Below are 25,276 nucleotides of genomic sequence, written 5' to 3' on the forward strand. Positions count from 1 at the left end.
GGCCCATTGGCCGCGCTTGAGTGCAACAACACCACGTCTCGTTCACCCGCTGCTCAGAGCTGCCCCAGCACAGGCCGAGCAACGGCACCCACCGGTGTGCGCCCGTAACGGAACACCCCGTCGATTTCTTCACGCCCCAATTGCCCCTGGGCAATCAGGTAATTGAGGTGCGCCAGGGTCTCGCCCAGGGCCATCAGTTCATCGAATTGCCCGTTCACCTTGGGGAACAGCACCGCCATCAGCTGCGCTGCGCTGCGCGGCGCCGTGCAGGCGTCCAGCAGTTGCTGCAGATGCACCAGGTGGTGGTCACGCAATTGGTCAAGGCGCAGGTGCAGGTTGAAGAAGGGCCGCTCGTGCGCCGGCAGTACCAGCACGTCATCCGGTACGCCGCGCAACCCTTCGATGGAGTCGAGCCATTCGCGCAGCGGGTTGGCGTCCGGTTCGGTCACCTGCACGCAGACACTCGACGTGATACGCGGCAGCACCTGGTCCCCGGCAATCAGCAACTGGTCTTCGGCGCAGTACAGGCAGGCATGCTCTGGCGAATGGCCACGGCCAATGCGCACCTGCCAGCGGCGCCCGCCAATGTTGAGTTCGCTGCCTTCGCTCAAGCGGTGAAAACTGGTGGGCACTTGCGGGCGAAAATGCGCCGAGTTCAGCAACGGGAACAGCGCTTCGGTCTGCTCGGTGCTCAAGCCCGCCCTGCGGTAATGCTCACGAAAGGCCCAACTGCTGCTGGGGTCGTTGTTGGCACCGAGTTGGTGCATGGCCTGGTACTCACTGGCGCTCATGAACACCGGGCAGCGAAAGCGTTCGGTCAGCCAACCGAGCACACCGACATGGTCGGAGTGAAAGTGCGTGCAGATCACCGCCAGCAATGGCAGCCCGCCCAGCACCTGCTCGAACACCCGCTCCCAGGCGTCGCGGGTTTGCCTGTTGTTCAGCCCGGTATCCACCGCGACCCAGCCTTGTGCATGCTTGAGCAGGTACAGGTTGATGTGGTCGAGCCCGAACGGCAGTGGCATGCGCAGCCATAGCATGCCTTCCGCGACGGCTTGCACTTCACCGTTGGCGGGCGGCGTGGGCCACGGAAAGCGCAGCCCTGCACGCCATTCGTGGCCGTGCGCGTCGAGGCTACTCACGGGCATCACCGGCGAAGGCAGCCAGGCCGAGGCTGGCCAGTACATCGCTGCTGTAGGGCACGTAGCTGCGGCTGCTGTCGTCGCGGATAAACAACGGGTCGCTGAACGCCGAGGGCGCATAGCCCTGGCGCTGCAAGTCGACCTTGCGCAACTTGAAGGTGCTGGTCAGGTCGGCGGCGGCCGACACCCGCACGAACACCGGCGCGGCATAGCGCGGCAGGCGCTGTTCGGTCAAGGCATAGAACGCGGCCGGGTCAAAGCTCTGCCCAGGCTGCATCAGTACGGCGGCCATGCCCGCCCGCCCCTCTTGGCCAGGCACGCGCACACCATAGATATTGATCAGTTCAAGGCCGGGGAAATCGCCCAGAGCGGCAGCGACCTCCTGGGTCGAGACGTTCTCGCTCTTCCAGCGGAAGGTGTCGCCCACACGGTCGACGAAATAAAAGTAGCCGTCTTCGTCATAGCGCAGCAGGTCCCCCGAGCTCCAGTAGGCATCACCCTCGGCGAACACGTTGCGACGGATCTTGCTGGCCGTCGCCTCGGCCGAGGTATAGCCCTCGAAACGACCGCCACCGATTTCCGGGTGGTCGATGATAAAGCCCAGGGCCTCGCCGACTTCGCCCACCTCGCACAGCTGGTAGAAACCCTGTTCGTCCCGTGGGTGGCTGTCGGTTTCCACGTCATAGCGCACCAGGCGCAGGTTGCTCTTGTCCCAGAACGGTACCCGGCCACAGGCACCCAGGTAGTTGTCGACGTTGACCAGGTTGGCATTGGACTCGGTCGAGCCCCAGCCCTCGAACACCTGGATATCACCAAAGCGCTGCACCCAGTGTTGCCAGGTGTCGCGTGAAAGCCCTGCCCCCAGCATGCAGCGCAGGCCATGCTCGCGGTCGCCCACCACCTCAGGCTGGTTGAGCAGGTAGCGGCAGATTTCACCGATGTACTGGAACACGCTGATCTGGTGCTCGCGCACGTCCTTCCAGAACTCGCGCACGCTGAACCTGCGCCGCACAACGATTGCCGCGCCCGTCTTCAGCGCCGTGGAGGTCACCGAGGTGGCCGCCGCACCGTGGTACAGCGGCAGGCAGCAATAGAACACGTCGTGCGCCGTGGTTTGCAGGGTGACTTCCATGATGTCGCCCGTCGACATCCAGCGCATGTGGCTGTAACGCGCCGCCTTCGGCAAGCCGGTAGTGCCCGAGGTGAAGATCAGCAAGCTGGGCGTTTCTGCCGGCAGGTTGGCGCGCAGGTCACGCGGGAACGGCGTGGCCGGAGCGTTGGCCAAGGCCTGGCCCAAGCCCGTATCGAGGTTGCCCGGCAATGCCCCGGCCCAGGGCCGTTCGCTGTCTGCTGCCAACCACAGGGGAAGCGTCGGCAAGCCTTCGGTGGCGACAAAGTTGCCGAGCACCTCCTCGCCGACGATCGCCGCCTTGGCCGCAATGGCTTGCAGCGCGTGCACCAGCGGCGGGCCGCTGACCTGGGTATTGACGAACCCCACCACCACCCCCAGCTTGGCCAGGGCGAACCAGCAGCAGAAAAACGCCGGGCGGTTCTCCATGGCCAACGCACACACATCACCAGGGCGCAGGCCGCGGGCGTGGAACACATGAGCCATACGGTCGGCCTCGGCGTTGACCTGGGCGTAACTCAGGCGCTGTTCGCCATAGATAATGAAGGGCCGGTCCGCATGACGCAGCGCCTGCTCCTCCACCCGGTCGGCCAAGGTGTAGCGGTCGGCCGGTTTGATCCGTGCGCTGGCCTCGGCCCGGCGATCAAGGATGGCCTGCGTCTGCTCGCGCGGCACGGGGCCGAACTCGACACTGGACCGTAGGCTGGCGTTATTGAAATTGTTCATCCCTACCTCCGAAATACCGGCTGTTCATGCAGGTGCTCAGGCGTGATTCGGATAGTCCGAATAGCCTCGCGCGCCTTTCGTATAAAGTGTCTTGCGGTCGAAGCCCGCCAGCGGCAGGCCTGCGCGCAGGCGTGCCACCAGGTCTGGGTTGCCGATGAAGTGCCGGGCAAACGACACCGCCACGCCCTGCCCTGCCTCCAAGGCAGCCGCCGCCGAGGGGCCGTCGAAACCATCATTGAGAATCAGCCCGCTGCGGCTGTGGCGCCGCGCCAGGGCGAAGGCGTCCAGCTCGGCCAGGGGCGAGCGCATGATGTGCAGGTAGGCCAGCCGCAAAGGGTCGACGGCCCGGCACAAGGCGGCAGCGGTAGCGGCCGGGTCGGCATCGCTGATGTCGTTGTAGGGGTTGCCCGGGCACAGGCGCACACCCACACGCCCGGCACCGATGGCCGCGCTCATGGCCTTGAGCAGCTCGACCGGGAAGCGCATGCGGTTTTCGACCGAGCCGCCATAGCCGTCGGTGCGTTGATTGCTGCCCGAGGCCATGAACTGCATGGGCAGGTAGCCGCTGGTACAATGCAGTTCGACCCCTTCGAACCCCGCTTCACGGGCATCCAGCGCCGCACGGCGGTAGTGCTCGATCACCTGGGCGATGTCTTCCAGGGTCATGGCCTGCGGCTCATCGGTGTCAACCAGGCCGGCACTGTCGCTGAACAGCTGGGTCCGTGCGCGTATCGCCGATGGCGCCAGGGTGCGCGCCCCGTCCGGTTTGTTCAGCCAGCTGGCCGCGCGGCCTACATGCATCAACTGCAACACCATCTGCCCGCCCGCCTCGCGCACGGCGCTGGTCACCTTGCGCCAGCCGGCAATCTGCGCGCTGTTGTAGATCGCCGGTGTGCGGCAATAACCCAGGCCATCGGCAGACGGCGCGGTGCCTTCGGCAATGATCAACCCGGCACTGGCACGCTGGCGGTAGTAGTCGACCATTTCGGCCGTGGGTACCGCCTGGTCGGTGGCACGGCTGCGGGTCATCGGGGCCATGACGATACGGTTGGCCAGCGCCAGCTCACCGAGGCGCACCGGTTCGAATAAAAGACTCATCGGAGGTCCTCAGCGCACGCGAATTTTCGGCGCCGAGGCGCCGCGTCGCAGGGTGGCCAGAAAGTGTTCCAGCGGGGCCGCAGCGGCCACGTCCGGCAGCTGTACCTTGTCGGGGCGATGCGCCCAGAACTCGGCCCAGGACGGGAACAGGTCATGGAAGGTGCCGGCATAGGGCTCACGCCCTGGCCAGCGCATCTTGCGCTCGCCGATCGGCGGTTTGTTCAGGTCGCTGGCGTACCAGTAGCACGGCAGGCGGCGGCGGAAGTACCAGCGGCCCTCGATGCGCTCGTAGTCATCCCAATAGAGCATCTGCATGGTGACCCACTCCGGGCCGGTCTCGTGCTCGTTCTTGGAATACACCACGCCCACCGCGTGGTCGGCGTCGAGCAGCTCGATCAGGTGCTGGCCCAGGTGGTGCGAGGTGCCGCTGAACTGGTCACGCAGGGTGGCGTCGACCCAGGCCTTGAGGTGCGCACGCCCGACCTTTTCGCGGCCCACGCGGATGTCTTCGGCAAACAGGTTGACGTGTGCGTCGAGGTCGCGCATGTCCAGCGACAGCGAGTACTTGGCGGCCAGCTGGCGGATCTCTTCGATCGACTCGAGGCGCTCGATGCGCGCCAACAACAGGTTCGGCTCCATACTCATCACTCCAGCACCGTGTAGAGTTCCGAGCTGCGTCCGCCATCCACCGGCAGGCAGGCGCCGGTGATGTAGGAGGCTTCGTCACTGACCAGAAAGACGATCGCGTTGGCCACTTCGAGGGGCAGGCCCACCCGACGCAGGGGGATCAGCTTCTCGGTGTTGGCGCGTGCGCGTGCATCCGCCAGCATGCCCGCCGTCGCCGGGGTGTCGATCACCCCTGGCACCACCACGTTGCACCGCACACCGTGGCTAGCGCCCTCACTGGCGGCCGCGCGGCTGAAGTTGATCACGGCGGCCTTGGCGGCAGAGTAACCGGCCATGCCGGGGGTGCCGAACAGGCCACAGATCGACGCGATATTGACGATCGCCCCGCCGCTGTGAGCCTTCATCAGCGCCATTGCCGTGCGCGTGCCCCAGAACGTGCCGTCGACCGTGGTGCTGAAGTTGGCGTGCCAGTCAGCGCGGGTGGTGGCCTCGATCGGGCCCCAGGTGTAGGCCATGGCATTGTTGACCAGAATGTCCAGGCGCCCATGGCGCTTGGCAGCGGCCTCGATGGCGCCGACAAAGGCCTGTTCATCGCTGACGTCGGCCACAGCCGATTCGGCCTGGCCGCCGGCCTCGCGAATGGCACTGGCCACCGCTTCCAGGGGCGCCAGGGTGCGCCCGCACAGCACTACCTTGGCGCCTTCCTCAGCCATGCGCGTGGCGGTGGCAGCACCGATCCCTGAACCCGCGCCGGTAATGAATGCCACCTTGCCTTGCAGTCGTCTGCTCATGCTCTGCTCCCGGTTCAAATGAAGGCCATGCCGCCGTTGACGGCGAGGTTCTGACCGGTAATGAAGCTGGCGTCCGCGCTGGCCAGAAACACCGCCGCCCGGGCAATTTCATCGGTCTCGCCCATGCGTCCGAGGGGGATGGCCTTGAGCATGTCCTGCAGCCACTGCTCGGGGATGTCGGCCATCATTGGCGTGTTGGTAGGCCCAGGGACCAAGGTGTTGACGCGAATGCCACTGGCCGCCAGCTCCCGCGCCATGCTGCGGGTCAGCCCCATCACACCGGCTTTGGCCGCGCAGTAATGGCCCGGGCCTTCACCGGTCATGGCCGCCGTACTGGAAATATTGATCAGCGCGCCCTGGGTGGCGTGCTTGTGCATCAGGCGCACGCCTTCGCGGCTGCACAAGAAGGTGCCCGTGAGATTGACGCCGATGACCCGCTGCCAATGCTCATCCGGGGTGTCGACCAGGGTGTCGACCGAGCCCACACCGGCGTTGTTGACCAGAATGTCCAGCCGCCCGAAGCGCGCTTCGATTGCCGCCATGGCAGCCACCACCGAGGCGCTGTCGGCGACATTGCAGGCCAATGCCAGGGCGTTCTCGCCCAGGCCTTCGACCGTTTGCCGGACAGCCTGCAGGTTGATGTCGGCCGCCACCACCCAAGCGCCGGCCTGGGCAAAGCGCTGGGCGATCGCCCGGCCCATGCCTTGCCCGGCACCGGTGATCAGGGCCACTTTGTTCGCTAACTTCATCGTTGATCTCCCGCATGCCTTGGCTACCTCGATCGCCGGCACGGTAGGCCGGGCGGTCGAGCACGGGACAAATCATCAACGCTGGCCAACACCCCAACATCGTCCGATAAGACTACGCAGCGTCGTTTGCCCAGCGCAGGGCACGCGGCTGGTCTGAACGGACGATGCAGGCGGCTGCAATAAGTGCGAGGCTCCTGCTCACTAGAACAAGACCGGGAGCATCCGTTGTGAACTCATCGATCCGCGTCACCTGGCGCAGCCACTACGCACTGTTCGTGCTGGCCGTGATTTACATCTTCAACTACATCGACCGGCAGCTGATGGCGATCCTGATCGAACCGGTCAAGGCCGAATTCGGCATCTCCGATACCGGCATCGGCCTGCTCTCGGGCGTGACCTTCGCGGTGTTCTACACCCTGTTCGGGTTCCCGCTGGGGCGGCTGTCCGACCGCATCGGGCCAAAACCGGTGATTGCCGCCTGTTGCATCGCCTGGAGCGTGATGACCATGGCCTGCGGCCTGGCCACCAGCTTCTGGCTGCTGGTACTGGCGCGCATCGGCGTAGCGGTGGGCGAAGCGGGGGGCACTGCACCTTCGGTGGCGATGATCTCGCAGTTGTACCCGGCGAAAAACCGCTCTACCGCGCTGTCCATCCTGATGCTCGGCTCCAGTTTCGGGGCAATCTTCGGCCTGGGTTTCGGCGGCTGGATCGCCCAGCACTACGGCTGGCGTTCGGCGTTTCTGATCATCGGCGTACCGGGCATTCTGCTCGGGCTGCTACTGTGGCTGACGGTGCGCGCGCCAAAAATCGCGAGCCAGGCGCAACTGAAGGTCGAAGTGATTCAGGAAGGCTGGGCCACCACCGTGGCCAAACTGATGGAAACCCCCTCGTTTGTCTGGCTGCTGCTGACCGGTGCTTCCAGCGCGATTGCCGGTTACGCGATCGGTACCTGGAGCCCCAGCTTTCTGATCCGCTCCCACGGTTTGAACTTGCAGGATGCCGGGTTCCTGGTCGGCGTGGTGGGCGGCACAGGTGCCACCTTCGGCACCTTGGCCTGCGGCATCATCTCTGACCGCATGGCCCGCCGCGACGCGGGCTGGCAAATCGGTGTGCCGTTGCTGGCCACCCTGGTCAGCATCCCGTTCGGCCTGGCGTATTTCCTTTGGCCTACCGGCATTCTGTTTCACCTGGGCAACACGCCGGTCCCTACTGCGTTCCTGTTCTATGCAGGCTTCGCCTTCTTCGGCACCTGGTGGGCAACCCCGTGCCTGGGCGCGGTCACCCACCTGTTCCCGGCAGCGCGCCTGGCCCAGGCCACGTCGATATTCGTCATGGCCATGACCTTGCTCGGGGTTGGCGTCGGCCCGCTGCTGATCGGCGTGCTCAGCGACTGGTTCGCCCCGGCCCTGGGCACTGAAGCCTTGCGCTATGCGCTGGCGACGTCGATATCGATGCTGATGCTTTCCACCGTATTCCTGGGCATGGCCCTGCCGCGCTACCGCGCTCGCATGGTGCAATCGGCAGCCCAGCCCGCCGCCCCTGAAACCGCAGTAACCGCCTGATGAATGGAGAACAGAAGATGTCAGAACAAGACCTACCGCTGCCCGTAGGCCACTTCGTCACCCTGGACAACGGCCTGCGCCTGCACTACCTCGACGAAGGCAGTGGCCCCGTGGTGCTGTGGTTGCACGGCAGTGGGCCAGGCGCCAGTGGCTACAGCAACTTCAAAGGCAACTACCCCGACTTCGTGGCCGCCGGCTTTCGCAACCTGGTCATCGACCTGCCAGGCTTCGGGCGCTCGGACAAACCCGATAACATCCAGTACGACCTGGACTTCTTTGTCAGTGCGGTGTCCGGCCTGCTCAAGGCCCTCGACATCCAGCGCTGCACCCTGCTCGGCAATTCCCTGGGCGGCGCCATTGCCATCGGCCTGGGCCTGGCCGAGCCCGCGCTGCTCGACAAGCTGATCCTGATGGCACCGGGCGGTGTCGAAGAGCGTGAAACCTACTTCAAGAAGATCGGCATCCAGCGCATGGTCGAGCTGTTCAATGCAGGCCCGCTGGACATCGACAAAATGCGCCAGATCATGAGCCTGCAACTGTTCGATGCCTCACAGCTGCCCGACAGCCTGCTAGCCGAGCGTGTGGCGGTAGCGGCGCATCAGCCGCGCTGCCTGTTCTCGACCATGATGGTGCCGAACATGACCGAGCGCCTTGAAGAGTTGCAGGTGCCGATCCTCGGTTTCTGGGGCACCAACGACAACTTCAACCCGGTGGGCGGTGCCATGAAAGTGCTCGACAACGCCCCCAACGCCCGCTTTATTGTGCTCAACCGATGCGGCCACTGGGTTCAGGTCGAACACCGTGAGTTGTTCAACCGCGAGTGCCTGGACTTCCTTCGCCACGCATGAGCCCTGTGCGGCAGCGACAGCCTGGTCGCTGCCGCACACGCTCGTTACCTCCAAGGGCTGAATAACAATGACAAACTTGTCCCACTTGCTTGCACCTGGGCGCATAGGCCCGTTGCAGTTGCGTAACCGCCTGATCATGGCGCCCATGGGCTCCAACTATGCCGAGGCCGACGGCCACTGCGGCGAACGCATCCAGGCCTACTATGAAGCCCGCGCCGCCGGTGGCGCGGGCTTGCTCATCATGGGCGTGTGTGCCATCGCGTTTCCGGCCGGCACTGCCGAACCGTACCAGGTCGGCGTCTCTTCCGATGCGTTCATCCCAGGCCTTGAGCGCCTGGCCGAACGCGTGCACAAGCACGGCGCAAAAATTGCCATGCAACTGCAGCACGCGGGCAAGAACGCCATACGCGACATGGCTGCAGGCCGGCCGTTGTGGGTGCCTTCGCTGCCCCCTGCCAGCAGCTCCGACATGATGCAGGCCCTGACCCCGGAAGAGCTGGCCTCGTTTGTCAGCGCCGTGCGCGGGCGCAAGGGCGGTATCGAAATGCGCGTGATGGACCAGGACGACATCGCGCAGATGGTCGAATGGTTCGCCGCCGCAGCCGAGCGGGCACAGCGGGCGGGTTTCGATGGCGTCGAGCTGCATGCCGCGCACAACTACATCCTCGCCGGGTTCCTGTCGCCGTATTACAACCGCCGCGAAGACCAGTACGGCGGTGTGTTGGAAAACCGCGCACGCTTGCTGCTGCAAGTGCTGGCCGCCGTGCGCGCCCGGGTCGGGCCCGGCTTTGGTGTGTGGCTGCGCCTGGATGCCGAAGAAATGCACACCCCTGGCGGTATCACCTTGGCTGACGCGCAGGCGGTGGCGAAGCTGGCCGAGGCCGCGGGGGCGGACGCCATCAGCGTGTCGGCGTATGCCGCCACCACCAGTGGCGTCGCCTTCACGCAAGCGCCGCTGGTGCAGAAACCCGCGGGGTTTCTGGAGTGGACAGCAGCCATCAAGCAGTGTGTGAATGTGCCGGTGATCGCGGTGGGGCGCATCGAGCCGGAGGTCGGCGAACAGGCCATTGCCACCGGCCAATGCGACTACATCGCCATGGGCCGCAAGCTGCTGGCCGACCCCGAGTTGCCCAACAAGCTCGCCGCTGGCCAGCTGCAGGCTGTCCGCCCGTGCATCTATTGCTATGTGTGTGTCAGCCAGATCTTCATCAATGAACGTGTGAAGTGCGCGGTCAACCCGCAAACCGGTCACGAGGCCGAGCGGGTGATCAGCCCAGCCACCACGGCGCAGCACGTGGCGGTGGTCGGCGCCGGCCCGGCCGGACTGGAAGCCGCACGTGTCGCCGCCTTGCGCGGGCACCGAGTGACCTTGCTGGAACGTGGCGAGCGCCTCGGCGGTACCTTGTTCTTTGCCGCCCTCGCCTACCCGGAAAACGGCCGCCTGCTCGACAACCTGCAGCACCAGGTCCGCCAACTGCCCATCGAGGTGCGCCTTGGCACCGCGGTGGATGCAGCGCTGCTGCGTGAACTTGCGGTCGACCAGGTGATCGTCGCCACCGGCGCCCAGCGCGCAGCCCCTGACATACCCGGCGCCGACCAGGACCATGTGTGGAGTGGCGATGAGCTGCGCCGCTTGATGACCGGAGATCGCGCCGAGGCCATCGCCAAACGCAAACTGTCGCTGGCCCAGCGCGCCATGATGAAGGCCGGCAGCCTGATCGGCGTTACCGACAGCACCGAAGCCATGCAAAAGCTTTCGCATGTCTGGATGCCCCTGGGCAAGCGCGTGACTATCATCGGCGGTGGGCTGGTGGGGCTGGAGCTGGCGGAGTTCCTCATCGAGCGTGGGCGCCAGGTGTGCGTGCTGGAAAGTTCGAGCCACCTCGGCCGGGAACTGGCCATCGTGCGCCGTTGGCGGGTACTGCATGGCATTCGTGAACATGGCGGGCAACTGTTGGCGGGGATTACCGTCACGGCGATTGAAGGCAACCGCGTGCGCTATCAAACGGCCGAGGGTGAAGCGGGCGAGGTGCGCGGCGATTCAGTGGTACTGGCGAGCGGTGCAATGCCGGATACCACCTTGAGCGATGCCCTGGGCCGTGCCGGTTTCAAGGTCGTCAGTATTGGTGACTGTCAGAACTTGGGTTATATCGAAGGGGCGATTGCGGCGGGTCACCGGGCGGGGCGCGAAGCTTGATCTCGTTAGTGTGGTGTTTCAGAAGTGCCAATGAAAATTACATGCCCGAGGCCCGTGCCGCACGGGCGATGGAGGCCAGGGTGTCCTCGGCTTTTTCAGGGGGGTTGTGAATGCCTGGAGCTTGTATTCGGGGCCACCAGGTGCCTGGCTTGGCATTTTCGTCGCCTATCAGATCGAGCGCCGCGCGGGCGGCGCTCGGTTTCCGCCCCACCTCCAAACCCAAGACAGCCATTTACAGCGTTTGCGCGGGCGGCCACGTTGGGTTGACGGGATGCTGACTTCGTCCAGCAGCGGCTGGGCGTAATTGATGTCTGGCTTGACCGCCAGAGAGTAGGAAGCGCAACGGTGTCCCGTTGGCGTCGCAGAGCATGTGGAATTTGGAGGCTCGGGTTACACGTACTGCGGTTGAGCCATCATCACGTTTTTGCATGTCGATCAAACCTTGATGATTGAGCTTGAGGTGCAGGACGCGAAAGGGCCGCAAAGCGGCCCCGATGTAACCAATACAGGCCTCGTTAACGCCCCATCGCCCGCGCCGCATCAGCGGTGTACATGTCGGGGGTGAACTTGGCTTCGTTGAGGACCGGTCCCTTCTTCGCTTCGTTGGTCATGCCGTAGCCGGTGTACTGGCCCGAGTTCAGGTCCATGAAGAACTGCGAACCCGCTTGCCAGGCGCTCATGTCCGGGTGGTAGTAGTAGTTGACCATCGCATGCTTCCACAATGCGCCACGGCTGTCGTAGTTGTCCGAAAGCACCGAGTTCCAGGTGTCCTCGTCGATGAACAGCACGCGCTTGCCATACACATGGCGATAGCCTTCCTTCAAGGTTGCCTCCAGCACCCACACCCGACGCAACTCATAGCGCATGTAGTCCGGGTTGGGGTGGTTAGGGGTCAGCAAGCTTGCGTATTTCACATCGCCGGCGTTGGGCTTGTACGCGTTGGCGGGTACGTAGATCTCGCGCTTGCCGATCAGCTTCCAGTTGTAGCGTTCGGGCGAGCCGTTGTACAGGCGGTCTTCATCCACGGTCATGGTGCCGTTGGTACCGATCATCGGTTGGTCGTAACCGTACCCGGGCAACTGCCGCACGCGCCGCGTCGAAGGGCTGTAGCTCCAGGCCTGGCGCGGGTTGGCGAGGAAGTTGTAGGGCTCATGCGAGATGCTTACCACACCATTGTCCCGGGCAGGCTTCAAGGTGGTGTTCCAGCTCATCGCCTGGACCGAGTCCTCGGTCTTGGGCTCGACCGTCGGTGAGTTGGCCTGCGACATGTTTCGCGCATGGGCACGCCCCCAGCCGATGCTGCCGTTGGGCAGTACCGACGCCAGGTCGCTGATCTTTTCTTCGGTATAGGCACGCGCCGGAAGTTGGTGATTCCACAGCAGCTCCAGACCGTTCCTGGGGATCGGGAACGGCACCTGGCCGAGGCCTTCGATGCCCATGCCGTCGTCGACCAGCTTGGCATTCAAGGCGTTGTACTTGACCCGCTCGCAGACGTAGTCCGGGTAGCGGAAGTCGCGATGGCCTGGGTAGATGTTCATCTTGTAGGTGGTCGGGTAACGCTTGAGCAATGCCTTCTGCCCTTCGGTCAGGTGGCTTTCGTACTGGCTCATGTTCTGCGCCGTGATCACCAGGATCGGCTGCTCGTTCGCGTAGGGGTCCACCGGTTGATCACCGGAGAATTTCACATGGTTCCAGCCCGGCACTTCTCCCAGGAACTTACCGGTGTAGGGCGGGATGGTACCTTCGGCGTTGCCGGCTTTTTCTGCACCGACACAGGTGAGTTCCTTGCCGAGCTTCGCCGCTTCTTCGGGCGAAACTTGCGCAAGTGCGTTGCCTTGCAGGCCGACATTGACGGCCAATGAAGCTACGAACATCACGCCTTTTGTTATTTTCATCGGGTGGCTCCTTCGCAGACCAGGACTACTGGGGTACTCCATTGTTCCTGATCTGCTGGGGAGAACATCGTCCGGAAAGACTACACAGTCACGCGCCGACCACTAATTGCCTGACCTGCGCCTTGACCAGTTTGCCCGACGCATTACGCGGCAACGGGGTGTATGCCGTATGGACCTCTGCCGGGACTTTGTAGGCTGCCAGGCGCTGGCCGATGAAAGCACACACCTGCTCGCTGGAGGGCGGTGGCTGCAGCTCGCTGCGCACGACCAGCGCCAGGCGCTCACCCAAGGCCTCGTCGGCTACCGCAAAGGCGGCCGCTTCAAGCACCCCAGGCATCTCGCAGATACAGGACTCCACTTCACTGGCAGAAATCATCTCGCCGGCGCGGTTGATCATGTCCTTGGCCCGGTCGGTGATGAACAGGAAGCCCTCCTCGTCCAGATGGCCAATATCGCCGGTGTCCAGCCAGCCGTCCTGCAGCGTCTCGGCGCTGGTCTGCGGCAACTGCCAGTAGGCCGTCATCAAGGTCGGCGAGCGCAACCAGATCAGCCCCGTCTGGCCCGGCGGCAGCGGCGACGTCGGGTGGGGGCCGATGCACACATCGACGATCGGCAGCGGCCAGCCGACCGAGTCAGGTTTGTAGACGAACTGATCGCCGCCCACCGCCGCGCAGATGCCATTGCTTTCGGTCAGGCCGTAGCCACTGCCGCTGATGGCCAGGGGCTTGCGCTTGGTGATGTGCGACAGCAGCCGGCCGGACGCCGCCGCACCGCCCAGGCCAAGGCCGTACAAGCTGTCGCTGTCACGGCTGTCAAAGCGCGGCGAGCCGAGCAACTGCTGCATCATCACCGGCGCGCCATTGAACTGGGTGCAACGCTCGTCGCGGATCAGATCGAAGGCTTTGTCCACGTCCCACTTGTACATCAGCAACAAGCGCCGGCCACTGCGCAGCGCCAACAAGAACTGCGCATGCAACCCACTGACATGAAACAACGGCACCGCCATCAGGTTGGTCGGCGCCAGGCCGCTGGCGATTACCGCCTTGATCCGCTCGGGCGAGCTCATGGCGCAGAACGCGGCCTGAAACTCCAGCGCTGCCAATGCCTGACAAATGGCCCGGTGACTGGAAAGCACACCTTTGGCGCGGCTGGTGGTACCAGAGGTGTAGAGGATCAGCGCAGGGTCATCCAGGGCGATGGTGATCGCTGGCAAGCTCAGCGCGGGGGCCTCGATCAGCGCCTCGAAACGCTGGCAGTTGGCTGGCAACGGTTGCCCCGGCGGCATGCCGACCACAATACTGAGTAGCCGCTCTTCGAGCAGGTCGCCTGCCAACAGCTGCTGGCGCTGTTCGTCGCACACCAGCACCTGGGCGCCGCTGTCCTGCAGGCCATGGAACAACTCGTCACGCAGCCCCCAGCTGTTGAGCGGTACACACACCGCCCCACAGCGCTGGATGGCGACGAACGCCACCAGCCACGCCGGCTGGTTGCGCATGGCGATGGCTACCCGATCACCTGGGCGCACCGCAAAGCGCTGCACCAGTTGCGCGGCCAGCCGGTCGGCCTGGTCAAAGAACGCGGTGAAGGTCAGGCGCTGCTGCTCCCATACCAGAAACTCACGCTCGCCGTGCGCACGGCCGATATCGATGGCCTCAAGCAGGTTCGCAGCCGCATAGCGAAAATACCGTACCCCACCCTCGGCCGCAGACACCACCTCGTACGGCGAGCCTGGGCCAATCAACTGCTGCCAGGTGGTACGCCACTGTTGCAGGTTCATTGTTCACTTCTCCAAAGACTTGAGGGCGCCATAGCGCGCGCACTGAAAGTCACTGTCACCCAGGCAGGCCTGAGCCACCCGAATGCGCTTGAGGTACAGGCCGACGTCCAGCTCGTCGGTGACGCCGATGCCGCCATGCATCTGCACCGCTTCATTGCTGACCTGCGCCGCGGTTTCACCGGCCTTCCATTTGGCCAGGCTGACCAGGCGGCCACGTTCGCTGGCGCTCAGCGTGCCGTCATCCAGTGCCGACAACCCGGCCATCACCGCGCTGCGGGCCAGCTGCAACTCCACGTACAAGCGTGCCGCCCGGTGCTGCAGGGCCTGGAACGAACCGATCGGCACATCGAACTGCACGCGGGTCTTGAGGTATTCCAGGGTCATGGCAAACAGCTGCTCGGCAGCGCCAAGCATTTCTGCCGCCAGGCACACCCGGCCGCGGTCGAGGGCTTCGTCCAGCGCTGCCCAGGCCGCGCCTGCGCTGCCGAGCAAGGCATCCTCGCAAAGCTGCACGGCATTCAGGCGCAGCCACGCGCAGTTGCGTGAATCGATCAACGACAGCGCATTGGCCTGCAGCCCCGGCGTGTCGGCCGGCACCAGGAACAGACTGACCCCCTGCTCTTCCCCGGCCTGCCCGGCCGTACGGGCCGCCACCAGGTAGGCATCCGCACCAAGGCCGTCAATCACGAAATACTTCTCGCCATCCAGGCGGTAACCGCCCGGCACGGCCGTCGCCGCCAGTGCGGTGTGGGCCGGGTCGTGCCGCGGCTTTTCATCCAGCGCCAGGGCCAGGCGCCGCTCACCGCTGATCAGCGCCGTCAGCCACGGGTCCTGCTGCGCAGGTGAGCCCGCCAAGTGCAGCAGCGAGCCCCCCAGCACCACGCTGGACAACAATGGCGACGCCGAGAGGTTCTTGCCAATGGCTTCGAAAATCGGCCCCAGGCCCATGCAACCAAAATCCAGCCCACCCAGGGCCTCGGGAAACGGTATGGCAGTCCAACCCAGGCCAACAGCCTCTTGCCACACCTGCCGGTCATACCCCGACGGCTGTGCCAGGTCTCGCAGCTGGCGCTGCGCCGCTACCGGGCTGCGCGCCGCCAGAAACTCATGGGCACTGTCGGCCAACAGGCGTTGCTCATCGCTATACACCAGACTCATGGTCAAACTCCCCTTAGGCGCTTGGCAGGTTCAAGACCCGCTTGGCGATCACATTCAACTGCACTTCCGACGAGCCGCCAGAGATGGTCAAGGCATAGCTGTTGAGCCAGCCGCGAGTAATCGCCAGTTCCTGGGCACTGAACGGCTGATCGGCAACACCCAGCGCGCGATAGCCGAGGGCGTCGAGCAGCACCTCGAACTTGTCGCGCTCCTGCTCGGTATGCACCAGCTTCATGATTGCCATCAGCGCGCTGGTGTCCCTGCCGGCCCGCCCCTCCTCGCCCATGCGCTGCACGGTCAGGTTGTAGGCGTGCTCGTTCATCGCACAGGCCTGGGCACGGGCGCGCAACGCCTGGTCGGCGGGTGCCTGGCTGGCGGGCAGGTATTGCTCGATCAGCGGCAGCAGGTGGAAATGCGTTGGCAGGCTGAACTCGCCGAACTTGGACATGGCCTTGCGCTCGTGCTGCAACAAGCGCTTGCCCAGGTCCCAGCCGCCGTTGAGCGGGCCGATCAGCTGGCTTCGCGGCACCCGGACATTGTCGAAAAACACCTGGCAGAACGCCGACTTGCCGCTGATCAGGTCGATCGGCGCTACGCTCACCCCGGGGCTTGTCATGTCCAGCACGATCAGGCTGATACCCTGGTGCTTCGGCGCCTTGGGGTCGGTGCGCACCAGCGCATACATCCAGTCGGATTTGTCGCCGTAGGAGGTCCAGATCTTGGTGCCATTGATCACGAAGTCATCGCCCTCGGCGATGGCCGAGGTTTTCAGGCTGGCAAGGTCGGAGCCGGCATTGGGTTCGGAAAAGCCCTGGCACCAGCGCACTTCGCCGCGGCACATCGGCGGCAGCAGCGCCTGCTTCTGTGCCTCGCTGGCAAATTCCAGCAGCACCGGGCCGAGCATCCAGATACCCAGGTTGATTTGCGCCGGCCGGCACTTGAGCCTGCGCAGTTCGCTTTCGAGCACGGCGTTGTACTCGGCACTCAGGCCTGCGCCGCCGTACTCGACGGGCCATTGTGGGCAAAACCAACCTTTGTCGCGCATGCGCTCGAACCACACGCGGGCATCGTCGCTCGGGAAGTCCACCTGACGGCCGCCCCAGACGATCTCCCCGTCGGGGGTAGGCGTGCGCAGCGACGCGGGGCAATTGGCCTCCAGCCAGTCACGCGTCGCTTGCCTGAATTGCTCGATTGCGCTCATTCGTTCACCTTGCAGGGACGTTATTGTTATTCATTTGGCGGTGGTTCAACGCTGCGCGCGTGGCATGCCCAGACCAAACTGGGCGATCAACTCGCGCTGGATTTCATTGGTGCCACCGCCAAAGGTCAGGTTCACCGAAGCCCGTACTTCATACTCCAGCTCACCCAGCAGGTAGGCGGCCGCTGAGCCTGCACGGGTCAAGCCACTGGCACCGACGATGGCCGACAACTTGCGCAGGATTTCGATAGCCGACTCCGAGCCATAAACTTTGGTGGTCGACGCGAGCGCGACATCAACCCGGTCGCGCTCAAGGTCGGCGGCGATGCGGAAGTTGATCAGGCGCATGGCCTCAAGCCTGGCATAGCACTCTGCCAGATCACGCCGTACCCAGGCATGGTCGGTGGCACGCTGGCCCTGCTCGTCGGCGCAACGCGCCCACAGGTACACCCGGCTGAACAGGCTGACCACTTTGTCCGACCAGGCGCCCAGGCCCAGGCGCTCGTGATTGAGCTGCGCGGTGATCAGCTTCCAGCCACCGTGCAGCTCGCCCACCAGCATCTCCCGGGGGACCCGTACGTTATCGTAATACGTGGCCGCCGTGGGGTTTCCCGAGGTTGGGATCAGCGTGCTGGAAAAGCCCTCGGCCTGGGTGTCCAGAATCAGGATCGATATGCCCCTGTGGCGCGGCCGTTCGGGGTCGGTACGGGCCGCCAGCCAGATGTAATCGGCCGAGTCGGCGCCGGATGTCCAAAGCTTGCTGCCATTGACCAGAAAACCCTCGGCATCTTCACGCGCGCTGGTTTTCAGCACCGCCAGGTCGCTGCCGGCGCTGGCTTCGGAGTAACCGATGGCAAAGTTGATTTCACCGGCGGCGATACCGGGCAGAAACTTCTCTTTCTGCAGCGCCGAGCCATGGGCCATCAAGGCCGGTCCGACCGTGCTGATGGTCACGAACGGCAGCGGCGCACCGGCAATATTGGCCTCTTCGAAGAATATCAACTGCTCGGTGGCCGCGTAGCCCTGGCCGCCATAGGCTTTTGGCCAGCCTACGGCGAGCCAGCCGTCACGGCCGATCTGCGCGATGGTGCGGCGAAACAGCTCGCCGCCTTCGGTGCCGCGCATCTGCTGGCGCAGTTCGGGGGTCATCAGGTTCTGGAAATAATCCCGAACCTTCAGGCGCAGCGCTCGCTGCTCGGGGGTAAGGTCGACGAACATGGGGGCACTCCTCAAACCGCGCCGAGAATCAGGCCGCTGGTGGGCACGCCGGTACCGGCGGTGACCAGCACGTTTTCTACATCGGCCACCTGGTTCACGGCCGTACCGCGCACCTGGCGTACCGCTTCGGCAATGCCATTCATGCCGTGGATGTAGGCCTCGCCCAACTGGCCGCCATGGGTATTGATCGGCAGCTTGCCACCACGGGCATGGTGGCCGGCGCGGATGAACGCCTTCGCCTCCCCGCGTTCGACAAAGCCGAACTCTTCCAGCTGCGGCAGTACGAAGGGGGTGAAGTGGTCGTAGATGATTGCCGTCTGAAACGCGTCCGGGCCCAGCCCCGACTGGCCGTACAGCGCCTTGGCAACCACGCCCATCTCGGGCAGGCCGGTAATGTCGTCGCGGTAATACGAGGTCATCACTTGCTGGCCAGCACTGATGCCCTGGGCGCCGGCCTTGATGATCACCGGTTTTTGCTTCAGATCACGGGCACGCTCGGCCGAGGTGATGACCATCGCCACCGCCCCATCGGACTCCTGGCAGCAATCGAGCAGGTGCAGGGGCTCGCAGATCCAGCGCGAGGCCTGATGCTCTTCCAGGGTAATCGGCTTGCCGTAGAAGAACGCCTGGGGGTTGCTGGCGGCAAAATCGCGCACGGCCACCGCCACCCGGCCGAAGTCTTCGGAGGTGGCGCCGTAAGTGTGCATGTAGCGTTGCGCGAACATCCCCACCCAAGCCGCCGGGGTATGGAAGCCATGCGGCATGTACCAGCCGTAATTGACGTTCTCGAAGGTCGGCGTCGAGGCGAAGCCATAGTTGCCGGTGCCAAAGCGGTACCAGGAGCGCTCGTTCATCGCCCGGTACACCACCACCACCTTGGCCACACCGGTGGCGACGGCCATCGCCGCGTGCATCACCGGCCCGCATGCCGCACCGCCGCCGTGCGGCACCTGGGAGAAGAACTTGACGTCCTTGCAGCCCAGCAAGCGTGCAATCTCGTACTCGGGCACCTTGTCCACCGAGTAGGAGCTGAAACCCTCCACTTCGCTGGGGTCGATACCCGCGTCCTTGAGCGCGGCCAATGTGGCTTCCATGGCAAGGCGCAGCTCGGTGCGCCCGGAGTGCTTGGAAAACTCGGTCGCGCCCAAGCCGACAATGGCGGCGCGCCCGGAAATCGACGAATGCATCATCTGTGTTGTCCCCGCGAATTAAGGCAGAACCAGCGCGACCGTGCCGGTCACGTGATTGCCCATGGAGTTCTTGCCCCGGAGGGTCACTTCCAGGCTGCGCGTCGCGACATCCTGATGCGTCACTTCACCACTGAAGGTCATGCTGTCCCCGGGGTAGTTCGGTGCCCCCAACTTGATTTTCAGGGCACGAAACTGCACTTCGGGGCCGGTCCACTGCTCGATGAAGCGTTGCACCAGGCCATTGGTGGTGAGGATGTTCATGAAAATATGCGGTGAGCCCAGCGCCCGCGCCGCCTCCAGGTCGTGATGGCCCGGGAAGTAGTCACGGGTGGCAATCGCCCCGCCGGCAATCAGGCCGACGGTGATCGGGATCGTCAGCTCCGGCAGTCGTTCGCCGGGCTGCACGTCGTCAAAGCGCTTGGTGTTCTTCGAGGTCATATTTCCATCCCAAGGTGTCGTTTTCGTTCAGCCAGTCGCCAAGCTGCTCCAGGATCGCCGACGACCCTCCCAAAGCACTGCTCAGGGCGCGGCTCCAGTACAGGAACCGGTGAATCGGGTACGTCAGGTCAACCCCGATGCCGCCATGCACGTGTTGTGCGGTGTGGCCGATACGGTGCCCGGCCTCACACGCCAGGTACGCCGTGGCCAAGGCCTCGCTGGGGGCCGGCAGGCCCGCGTCGAGGCGGTAGCACAGCTGCCAGAGCGCGCTGCGCAGCACCTCCAGCTGCACATGGGTGTCGGCCATGCTCATTTGCACTGCCTGGAAGCTGCCAATGGCGCGGTCGAACTGCTGGCGCTCGCTGATGTAGGCCACCGTGCGGTGCACCTGCTCGGCGCTGACGCCCAGTTGCAATGCGGCCAATGCAGCAATCGCACGCGGCGCCAGCCAACCCAGGGCCGCTTCGGGCAGCACCTGGCTGGCGTTGATGCGCACGCCCTGCAGGTGTAATTCAGCGTGCGCTTCGCCATGGGTCATCACCCCAGGCACCTTGCAGATACCGGCTTGAGCCAGGTCCAGCAACACCAGCCGCGGCTGCCCCAGCACCCGCGCCGGCACCAGCGCTGCCGCCGATTGTTCGGCCAGCGGCAGCGCTGCAACGCGCCCGCTCAGCTGCCAGTCAGGCCCGTCAGCCGTCGCCAGCAGCTCGATACCGCGCACGTTGCTCAGGCCGTCGAGGGTCAGGCTCAGCAAACTGCTGGCCGTCGCCGCTTGCGCTACCCAAGGCGCCAGGGCCGCACCGCCGAATTCAGCCAGGGTGGCCGCCGCCAGCTGATGCCGCCACAGCGGCACCTGCGCCAAGGCACCGCCCTGGGCATCGAGCACCTGGATCAACTCGGTCATGCCCAGGCCACTGCCGCCGGCAGCCTCCGGTATGGCCAGTGCGTGCAGGCCGGTTTCGACACAGCTTGCCCACAGCGCTTGCATGTAGGGCTGCCCCGACAGGTCCCAGTCGCGCAAACACTCGTCGGTGCAGTAATCGCTCATCAGGCTGCCCGCCATTTCGGCAATGGCGCGCTGGTCTTCATTGAGTTCGAAATCCATGCTGCCCCCTACTCTGCCAGTGGCCGGAACAACGGCAACGCCAGGTCGTCGTCGAAGGTCTGGAACTCGACCTGCACACGCTGACCGATGCGCAGGTCTTCACGCGCGACCCCGACCAGGCCGGCGATCAGGCGCACGCCTTCGTCCAGCTCGATCAGACCGATCGGGTTGGGGTGGTCGAACGGCGCCACTTCGGGGTAGTGCATGACCACGAAGGAATACAGCTGCCCCTTGCCGCTGGCCGCCAGGGTGTCCCATTCGAAGCTGTGACAGGCGATACAGACCGGCGCTGGCGGGTGGCGCAAGATCGCGCACTGGGTACAACGCTGGATCAGCAACTGGCCTTGCTTGCAGCCGTCCCAGAAGTACCGGGTGTCATCGCTGACCCCAGGCTTCGGCCGCTTGGCCAGCACCGGCTCCGGTTGGGCGGGCTTGTCGGGCGTGTGCGCCTGGGCTGGGCGGAACTTGAACACCCGGAACAGCAGTTCGCCGACTTTCTCGTCACCGCTGGCCTGTTGTGCGTAGTAGTCCATGATCAAGGTGACAAAAAAGCCGGTGCCCAGGCCGGTGGTTTTCTCATCGCCGACCGATTCCAGGCGCGTGGTGTAGTAGAGCTTCTCGCCCAGGCGCAGGTTGCGCTCGAAGGTCAGCTCGGAGTTCACCGCCACCACCGAGGGGTAGCCATAACGCTCGATCAGGCCGAGCACCTCATAAGGGTTTTCGGCAGTCGAACCTGGGGCATAGTTGTTGATGTGGAAGCCTTCCATGCACCAGATCTGCAGCATGGGCGGCGGTGCGACAATGCCGTCGTTGCAGCTGTTGGCTGCAGCCACAGGGTCGGTGTAGAGCGGGTTGTCCAGGCCGATGACTTCGCACCACTGGCGAATCATCGGCGCGTTGACCTCGTCCCAGGCATTGACACGCCCGTATTGGCGGCCGATCAGGGCGCGCACTTCGGATAGCAATTGTGGATCAGCCAAGTTCGTCTCCTGCGTGTTCTAAGCGGCGCCCGCGACTGCAACGCCGACGTGGGTCGATCAGTGCGGCGCGACCTGCGCCACGCCGAGATAAGCCGGGCGCTCGCCGCCCCCGTGCAGCAACAGGTTGCAACCGCTGGCGTAACCGGCCAGGGGGGATGCGATGTACAAGCAGGCGTTGCCGATGTCTTCGGGCGAGGCCATGCGCCCCGCCGGGATGCCGGCACTGACCGCCGCGATACCGGCATCGTCGCCGTAATGCAGGTGGGCAAGCTCGGTGCGTACCAGGCCCGGGCTGACCGCCACCACGCGCACCTTGGGTGCCCATTCCGCAGCCAGCGACTGCACCAGGGCCAATACACCGGCCTTGGCGGCACCGTAGGCGGCCGTGCCTGGGGATGCGCGCAAGCCGCTGATGCTGCCGATGAAGACGATGCAGCCGCCGTCGGCCTGCGCCTGCATCAACAGGTTGGCCTGCTGGGCAACGTTCAACGGGGCAATCAGGTTGAGGCGGATCACCCCCTCATGAAACCGTGGCGAGGCACTGGCGGCCTCTGCCGACGGGCTGCCGCCGGCGTTGTTGATCAGCACATCCAGGCGCCCGTAGTCCTTGCGCAGGGTGTCGAACAGGCCTTGCAGCGCGGCCAGGTCGCGCACGTCGGCGGCGATGAAATCGGCCTGGGCGTGCCCCACGCGGGGCAGTTGCTCGGGCGCTGTGCGGCCACACACGACCACCTTGGCGCCGGCCGCCAGAAAGCTGCGGGCAATGCCTGCGCCGATGCCTTTGGTACCCCCGGTGACCAACACCACCTTGCCTATGTAATCCAGCCCCGCGTGACTGCTCATGGCGTATTCCTCAGCCTGTATTGAGCTTCACTCTAAGGGCAATGCGCGCCGCCCTCGTCGTCTGAACGGACGATGAAAACCGGGGGCGTGATCGCAACAATCCGCGCAACGGCGCCCGCCCGCTGGCGCCTTCTGCCTGAGGTTGACCATGTCTGACTCACTGACCGCGCCGGTACTGCTGGAGTACCCGGCCCAAGGCGTCGCCCTGGTGCGGCTCAACCGGCCGCACGCCACCAATGCCCTGAGCCTGGCGTTGCAGGCATTGCTGTCGCAGTACTTCAGCGAGCTGGCCAACAACAGCGAGGTGCGCTGTATCGTGTTGACCGGCGGCGACACGGTGTTCGCCGCCGGTGGCGACATCAACAGCCTGGCGGGGGTGGGGCCGATCGACATCTACCAGCGCCATACCGAGCGCGTCTGGGCACCGATCCAGCATTGCCCGAAGCCTGTGATTGCAGCGGTGTGTGGTTATGCCTACGGCGGTGGCTGCGAGCTGGCGATGCTGGCCGACATCATCGTTGCCGGGCGCAGTGCGCGGTTTTGTCAGCCCGAGATTCGCATCGGCATCATGCCCGGCATCGGCGGTACCCAGCGCCTGGTGCGCGCGGTGGGCAAGGTCAAGGCCATGCGCATGGCGCTGACCGGGCAGCCGATCACAGCCGAAGAGGCCTGGGTGGCAGGGCTGGTCAGCGAGGTAGTGGAGGATGACCAGGTGCTGGCGCAGGCGCTGAAGCTGGCCGAGGTGATCGCCGCGATGCCACCCTTGGCGGCCGAGCAGATAAAAGAAGTGATTCTGGCCGGGATGGACGCGCCGCTGGAAGCCGGCCTTGCCCTGGAGCGCAAGGCCAATGCCCTGCTGTTTGCCTCGCGCGACCAGCAAGAAGGCATGCAGGCGTTCATCGAGAAACGCCCGGCACGTTTCGAGGGGCGTTGAAGCCCACGGCAAGGGCGGCGCAACGCCGCCCTTGCCGTTTCAGGCACCCACTGCGTCGCGCAGCTCACCCTTGACCACTTTGTTCGATGCATTGACCGGCAACGCCTGAAAGAAGCGCACATGCCGCGGCACTTTGTAGTTGGCCATGCGCTCCCGCGCCCAGGCGATGAGTGACGGCGCGTCCAGCTGCTGGCCCTGGCGCAGCACCACACAGGCGCAGCCCACCTCCCCCATGCGCTCATCTGCCACGCCGATGACCGCCACCTGGGCAATGGCCGGGTGTTCGATCAGGCCGGCCTCGATCTCTGCCGGGTAACAGTTGAAGCCCCCGACGATGAACATGTCCTTGAGCCGGTCGGTGATCTTCAGGTTGCCATTGGCGTCGAGGTGGCCGATATCACCGGTGTGCAGCCAGCCGTCAGCGTCGATGGCTTGCGCGGTGGCCTCGGGGTCGTTGAAGTAGCCGCGCATCACATGGAAGCCGCGCAGGCAGATCTCCCCCGATTCGCCGGCGGCCACCGGTTCGTTGCGCGCCGAGCGGATGCTCACTTGGGTGTCCTCGATCGCCCGACCGCTGGTGCCCGCGATCACTTCTGCCGGGTCATCAGGGTTGCAGATGGTGGCCAACCCGCCGCATTCGGTCAGGCCGTAGGCGGTGGTCACCACGGCCACGCCGAGCTCATGGCGCATGCGCTCGATCAGCACCGGCGGTATGGTCGACGAGCCGGTGACGGCAATGCGCAGGCTCGACAGGTCAGTCTGGGCCAGGCGCGGGTGCGCCAGCATCGACAGGTACAGAGTCGGTGGCCCGGGCAGTACGCTGATGCGCTCGGCGGCAATGCGCTGAAACACCGCTTCGGCATCGAACACGGCATGCGGCAGGATGGTGGCGCCGGCCAGCAGGCAGGTCAGCCAGCCGGCCTTGTAGCCAAAAGCATGGAAAAACGGATTGATGATCAGGTAGCGGTCGCCTGGCAGCAGGCCGATGACCTTCACGTACTGGTGAAAGGCGCGCAGGGTTTGCCCATGGGCGCTCATCACGCCCTTGGGTTTGCCGGTGGTACCGGAGGTGAACAACAGGTCGGACAAGTCCCGTGGGCCGACCCCCGCCGCACGCTGGCGCGCCTGCAAGTCACTGACCGCAGCGCCTTTGGCAATGAACGCCGGCCAGTCCAGGTCTATGCCCGCACAGGCCTGCGCTGCCCCCAGCAACACCCGCTGCTGCAGGCTCACGGGGCACAGTGGCTGCAGCATTGCCGGGTAGTCCACACCCAGAAACTGCCCTTGCATCAGCAACACACGGGCCTCGCTGCGCAGCAGGATGTCGGCCGCCTCGGCGCCTTTCATACGCGTGTTGATCGGGACCAGCACCGCGCCGGCGCAATGCACGCCGAGCGCAGCGATCACCCAGTCGCGGCAGTTAGGCGCCCAGATGGCCACGCGGTCACCCGCTTCGATGCCCAGGGCCATCAAGCTGCGGCACACCTGCAGGGCCAGCGCGGGCAGGTCACGGTAATCGGTAACAACACCCTGCTCCTCGATCGCCGCCCGGCCGGCGTAACGCTCGGCACTGGCGAACAGCAGGGCGGGGATCGAGAGGGGCAACGGGTCCCAGGTATTCAGGGTGCTTGGGGAAACGGAACATGCTGTCATGGTCACGGACTCGGCAGT

21 protein-coding genes and 1 pseudogene are annotated in these 25,276 nt (G+C 64.9%); 4 read left to right on the top strand and 18 right to left on the bottom strand.

The features are described from left to right. Nucleotides 1-53: 53 nt before the first annotated feature. Genes DJ563_RS08830 through DJ563_RS08855 form a run of 6 tightly spaced genes read right to left on the bottom strand, consistent with a single transcriptional unit; the run spans nucleotide 54 to nucleotide 6,262 of the window. A complete protein-coding gene (locus DJ563_RS08830; RefSeq protein ID WP_274098271.1) occupies nucleotides 54-1,142 on the bottom strand; it encodes an MBL fold metallo-hydrolase in 1,089 nt (362 codons plus the stop codon). Further along, nucleotides 1,135-2,997 (bottom strand): long-chain-acyl-CoA synthetase, encoded by a 1,863-nt coding sequence (locus DJ563_RS08835; protein ID WP_434519309.1) that lies wholly within the window; start codon nucleotides 2,995-2,997, stop codon nucleotides 1,135-1,137. The genes DJ563_RS08830 and DJ563_RS08835 overlap by 8 nt, the downstream gene beginning before the upstream one ends. A 36-nt stretch (nucleotides 2,998-3,033) precedes the next feature. After that, nucleotides 3,034-4,095, bottom strand: coding sequence for an alkene reductase (locus DJ563_RS08840; protein WP_274098273.1), 1,062 nt, complete (start codon nucleotides 4,093-4,095; stop codon nucleotides 3,034-3,036). A gap of 9 nt (nucleotides 4,096-4,104) precedes the next feature. Then, complete coding sequence (locus DJ563_RS08845) at nucleotides 4,105-4,734, bottom strand: nuclear transport factor 2 family protein (protein WP_274098280.1); 630 nt, start codon at nucleotides 4,732-4,734, stop codon at nucleotides 4,105-4,107. Between the two features lie 5 nt (nucleotides 4,735-4,739). Beyond that, nucleotides 4,740-5,513, bottom strand: a complete 774-nt coding sequence (locus DJ563_RS08850; protein WP_274098274.1) for an SDR family NAD(P)-dependent oxidoreductase — start codon at nucleotides 5,511-5,513, stop codon at nucleotides 4,740-4,742. A 14-nt stretch (nucleotides 5,514-5,527) separates the two neighbouring features. Then, a complete protein-coding gene (locus DJ563_RS08855; protein WP_274098275.1) occupies nucleotides 5,528-6,262 on the bottom strand; it encodes an SDR family NAD(P)-dependent oxidoreductase in 735 nt (244 codons plus the stop codon). A gap of 227 nt (nucleotides 6,263-6,489) precedes the next feature. On the opposite strand from DJ563_RS08855, the gene DJ563_RS08860 reads away from it, so the two are divergent. From DJ563_RS08860 to DJ563_RS08870, 3 genes are all read left to right on the top strand, one after another. Beyond that, nucleotides 6,490-7,824: a spinster family MFS transporter gene (locus DJ563_RS08860; RefSeq protein ID WP_186664340.1), complete on the top strand. Its 1,335-nt coding sequence runs from the start codon at nucleotides 6,490-6,492 to the stop codon at nucleotides 7,822-7,824. A gap of 17 nt (nucleotides 7,825-7,841) precedes the next feature. Further along, nucleotides 7,842-8,672 carry an alpha/beta fold hydrolase gene (locus DJ563_RS08865; protein ID WP_274098276.1) on the top strand — a complete coding sequence of 277 codons (831 nt, stop codon included), beginning with the start codon at nucleotides 7,842-7,844 and terminating at the stop codon, nucleotides 8,670-8,672. A 67-nt stretch (nucleotides 8,673-8,739) separates the two neighbouring features. Next, complete coding sequence (locus DJ563_RS08870; RefSeq protein WP_274098277.1) at nucleotides 8,740-10,869, top strand: FAD-dependent oxidoreductase; 2,130 nt, start codon at nucleotides 8,740-8,742, stop codon at nucleotides 10,867-10,869. A gap of 225 nt (nucleotides 10,870-11,094) precedes the next feature. On the opposite strand, the pseudogene DJ563_RS08875 reads toward DJ563_RS08870, so the two are convergent. The 11 genes and pseudogenes from DJ563_RS08875 to DJ563_RS08925 form a co-directional block, all read right to left on the bottom strand. After that, nucleotides 11,095-11,335, bottom strand: a pseudogene (locus tag DJ563_RS08875) (IS5/IS1182 family transposase); the annotation flags it as partial. Between the two features lie 49 nt (nucleotides 11,336-11,384). After that, nucleotides 11,385-12,764, bottom strand: coding sequence for a DUF1329 domain-containing protein (locus tag DJ563_RS08880; protein ID WP_434519310.1), 1,380 nt, complete (start codon nucleotides 12,762-12,764; stop codon nucleotides 11,385-11,387). An 88-nt stretch (nucleotides 12,765-12,852) separates the two neighbouring features. Further along, nucleotides 12,853-14,541 (bottom strand): class I adenylate-forming enzyme family protein, encoded by a 1,689-nt coding sequence (locus DJ563_RS08885; RefSeq protein ID WP_434519311.1) that lies wholly within the window; start codon nucleotides 14,539-14,541, stop codon nucleotides 12,853-12,855. A 3-nt stretch (nucleotides 14,542-14,544) separates the two neighbouring features. Continuing rightward, nucleotides 14,545-15,699: an acyl-CoA dehydrogenase family protein gene (locus tag DJ563_RS08890; RefSeq protein WP_274099774.1), complete on the bottom strand. Its 1,155-nt coding sequence runs from the start codon at nucleotides 15,697-15,699 to the stop codon at nucleotides 14,545-14,547. Between the two features lie 13 nt (nucleotides 15,700-15,712). Then, entirely contained in the window at nucleotides 15,713-16,900 is a 1,188-nt protein-coding gene (locus DJ563_RS08895) for an acyl-CoA dehydrogenase family protein (protein ID WP_274099775.1), read from the bottom strand. Nucleotides 16,901-16,945: 45 nt separating this feature from the next. After that, nucleotides 16,946-18,115 (bottom strand): acyl-CoA dehydrogenase family protein, encoded by a 1,170-nt coding sequence (locus DJ563_RS08900; protein WP_186664355.1) that lies wholly within the window; start codon nucleotides 18,113-18,115, stop codon nucleotides 16,946-16,948. Nucleotides 18,116-18,126: 11 nt separating this feature from the next. Next, complete coding sequence (locus DJ563_RS08905) at nucleotides 18,127-19,305, bottom strand: lipid-transfer protein (protein WP_274099776.1); 1,179 nt, start codon at nucleotides 19,303-19,305, stop codon at nucleotides 18,127-18,129. 18 nt (nucleotides 19,306-19,323) lie between these two features. Further along, nucleotides 19,324-19,743, bottom strand: coding sequence for a MaoC family dehydratase (locus DJ563_RS08910; protein ID WP_274099777.1), 420 nt, complete (start codon nucleotides 19,741-19,743; stop codon nucleotides 19,324-19,326). Beyond that, nucleotides 19,715-20,848 carry an acyl-CoA dehydrogenase family protein gene (locus DJ563_RS08915; RefSeq protein WP_274099778.1) on the bottom strand — a complete coding sequence of 378 codons (1,134 nt, stop codon included), beginning with the start codon at nucleotides 20,846-20,848 and terminating at the stop codon, nucleotides 19,715-19,717. Before DJ563_RS08915 ends, DJ563_RS08910 begins: the two co-directional genes overlap by 29 nt. An 8-nt stretch (nucleotides 20,849-20,856) precedes the next feature. Continuing rightward, the gene (locus DJ563_RS08920; protein ID WP_434519312.1) at nucleotides 20,857-21,828 is read right to left on the bottom strand and encodes a bifunctional MaoC family dehydratase N-terminal/OB-fold nucleic acid binding domain-containing protein; all 972 of its coding nucleotides are present in this window, start codon (nucleotides 21,826-21,828) and stop codon (nucleotides 20,857-20,859) included. A 57-nt stretch (nucleotides 21,829-21,885) separates the two neighbouring features. Beyond that, a complete protein-coding gene (locus tag DJ563_RS08925) occupies nucleotides 21,886-22,671 on the bottom strand; it encodes an SDR family oxidoreductase (protein ID WP_274099780.1) in 786 nt (261 codons plus the stop codon). 148 nt (nucleotides 22,672-22,819) lie between these two features. Between DJ563_RS08925 and DJ563_RS08930 the strand changes: the two genes are divergently transcribed. Next, entirely contained in the window at nucleotides 22,820-23,605 is a 786-nt protein-coding gene (locus DJ563_RS08930; RefSeq protein ID WP_274099781.1) for an enoyl-CoA hydratase, read from the top strand. 39 nt (nucleotides 23,606-23,644) lie between these two features. On the opposite strand, the gene DJ563_RS08935 is transcribed toward DJ563_RS08930, so the two are convergent. Then, entirely contained in the window at nucleotides 23,645-25,258 is a 1,614-nt protein-coding gene (locus DJ563_RS08935) for a FadD3 family acyl-CoA ligase (protein WP_274099782.1), read from the bottom strand. Between the last annotated feature and the right edge of the window lie 18 nt (nucleotides 25,259-25,276).

The sequence above is a fragment of the Pseudomonas sp. NFX1 genome, from assembly GCF_051123555.1.
GTDB classification, from domain to species: domain Bacteria; phylum Pseudomonadota; class Gammaproteobacteria; order Pseudomonadales; family Pseudomonadaceae; genus Aquipseudomonas; species Aquipseudomonas capeferrum.

What these genes read in the sequence shown, in the direction of transcription:
- DJ563_RS08835 (WP_434519309.1), bottom strand. Translation starts at nt 2,997, where the DNA reads ATGAACAATTTCAATAACGCCAGCCTACGGTCCAGTGTCGAGTTCGGC.
- DJ563_RS08840 (WP_274098273.1), bottom strand. Translation starts at nt 4,095, where the DNA reads ATGAGTCTTTTATTCGAACCGGTGCGCCTCGGTGAGCTGGCGCTGGCC.
- DJ563_RS08845 (WP_274098280.1), bottom strand. Translation starts at nt 4,734, where the DNA reads ATGGAGCCGAACCTGTTGTTGGCGCGCATCGAGCGCCTCGAGTCGATC.
- DJ563_RS08850 (WP_274098274.1), bottom strand. Translation starts at nt 5,513, where the DNA reads ATGAGCAGACGACTGCAAGGCAAGGTGGCATTCATTACCGGCGCGGGT.
- DJ563_RS08855 (WP_274098275.1), bottom strand. Translation starts at nt 6,262, where the DNA reads ATGAAGTTAGCGAACAAAGTGGCCCTGATCACCGGTGCCGGGCAAGGC.
- DJ563_RS08865 (WP_274098276.1), top strand. Translation starts at nt 7,842, where the DNA reads ATGTCAGAACAAGACCTACCGCTGCCCGTAGGCCACTTCGTCACCCTG.
- DJ563_RS08870 (WP_274098277.1), top strand. Translation starts at nt 8,740, where the DNA reads ATGACAAACTTGTCCCACTTGCTTGCACCTGGGCGCATAGGCCCGTTG.
- DJ563_RS08880 (WP_434519310.1), bottom strand. Translation starts at nt 12,764, where the DNA reads ATGAAAATAACAAAAGGCGTGATGTTCGTAGCTTCATTGGCCGTCAAT.
- DJ563_RS08885 (WP_434519311.1), bottom strand. Translation starts at nt 14,541, where the DNA reads ATGAACCTGCAACAGTGGCGTACCACCTGGCAGCAGTTGATTGGCCCA.
- DJ563_RS08890 (WP_274099774.1), bottom strand. Translation starts at nt 15,699, where the DNA reads ATGAGTCTGGTGTATAGCGATGAGCAACGCCTGTTGGCCGACAGTGCC.
- DJ563_RS08895 (WP_274099775.1), bottom strand. Translation starts at nt 16,900, where the DNA reads ATGAGCGCAATCGAGCAATTCAGGCAAGCGACGCGTGACTGGCTGGAG.
- DJ563_RS08900 (WP_186664355.1), bottom strand. Translation starts at nt 18,115, where the DNA reads ATGTTCGTCGACCTTACCCCCGAGCAGCGAGCGCTGCGCCTGAAGGTT.
- DJ563_RS08905 (WP_274099776.1), bottom strand. Translation starts at nt 19,305, where the DNA reads ATGATGCATTCGTCGATTTCCGGGCGCGCCGCCATTGTCGGCTTGGGC.
- DJ563_RS08910 (WP_274099777.1), bottom strand. Translation starts at nt 19,743, where the DNA reads ATGACCTCGAAGAACACCAAGCGCTTTGACGACGTGCAGCCCGGCGAA.
- DJ563_RS08915 (WP_274099778.1), bottom strand. Translation starts at nt 20,848, where the DNA reads ATGGATTTCGAACTCAATGAAGACCAGCGCGCCATTGCCGAAATGGCG.
- DJ563_RS08925 (WP_274099780.1), bottom strand. Translation starts at nt 22,671, where the DNA reads ATGAGCAGTCACGCGGGGCTGGATTACATAGGCAAGGTGGTGTTGGTC.
- DJ563_RS08930 (WP_274099781.1), top strand. Translation starts at nt 22,820, where the DNA reads ATGTCTGACTCACTGACCGCGCCGGTACTGCTGGAGTACCCGGCCCAA.
- DJ563_RS08935 (WP_274099782.1), bottom strand. Translation starts at nt 25,258, where the DNA reads ATGACAGCATGTTCCGTTTCCCCAAGCACCCTGAATACCTGGGACCCG.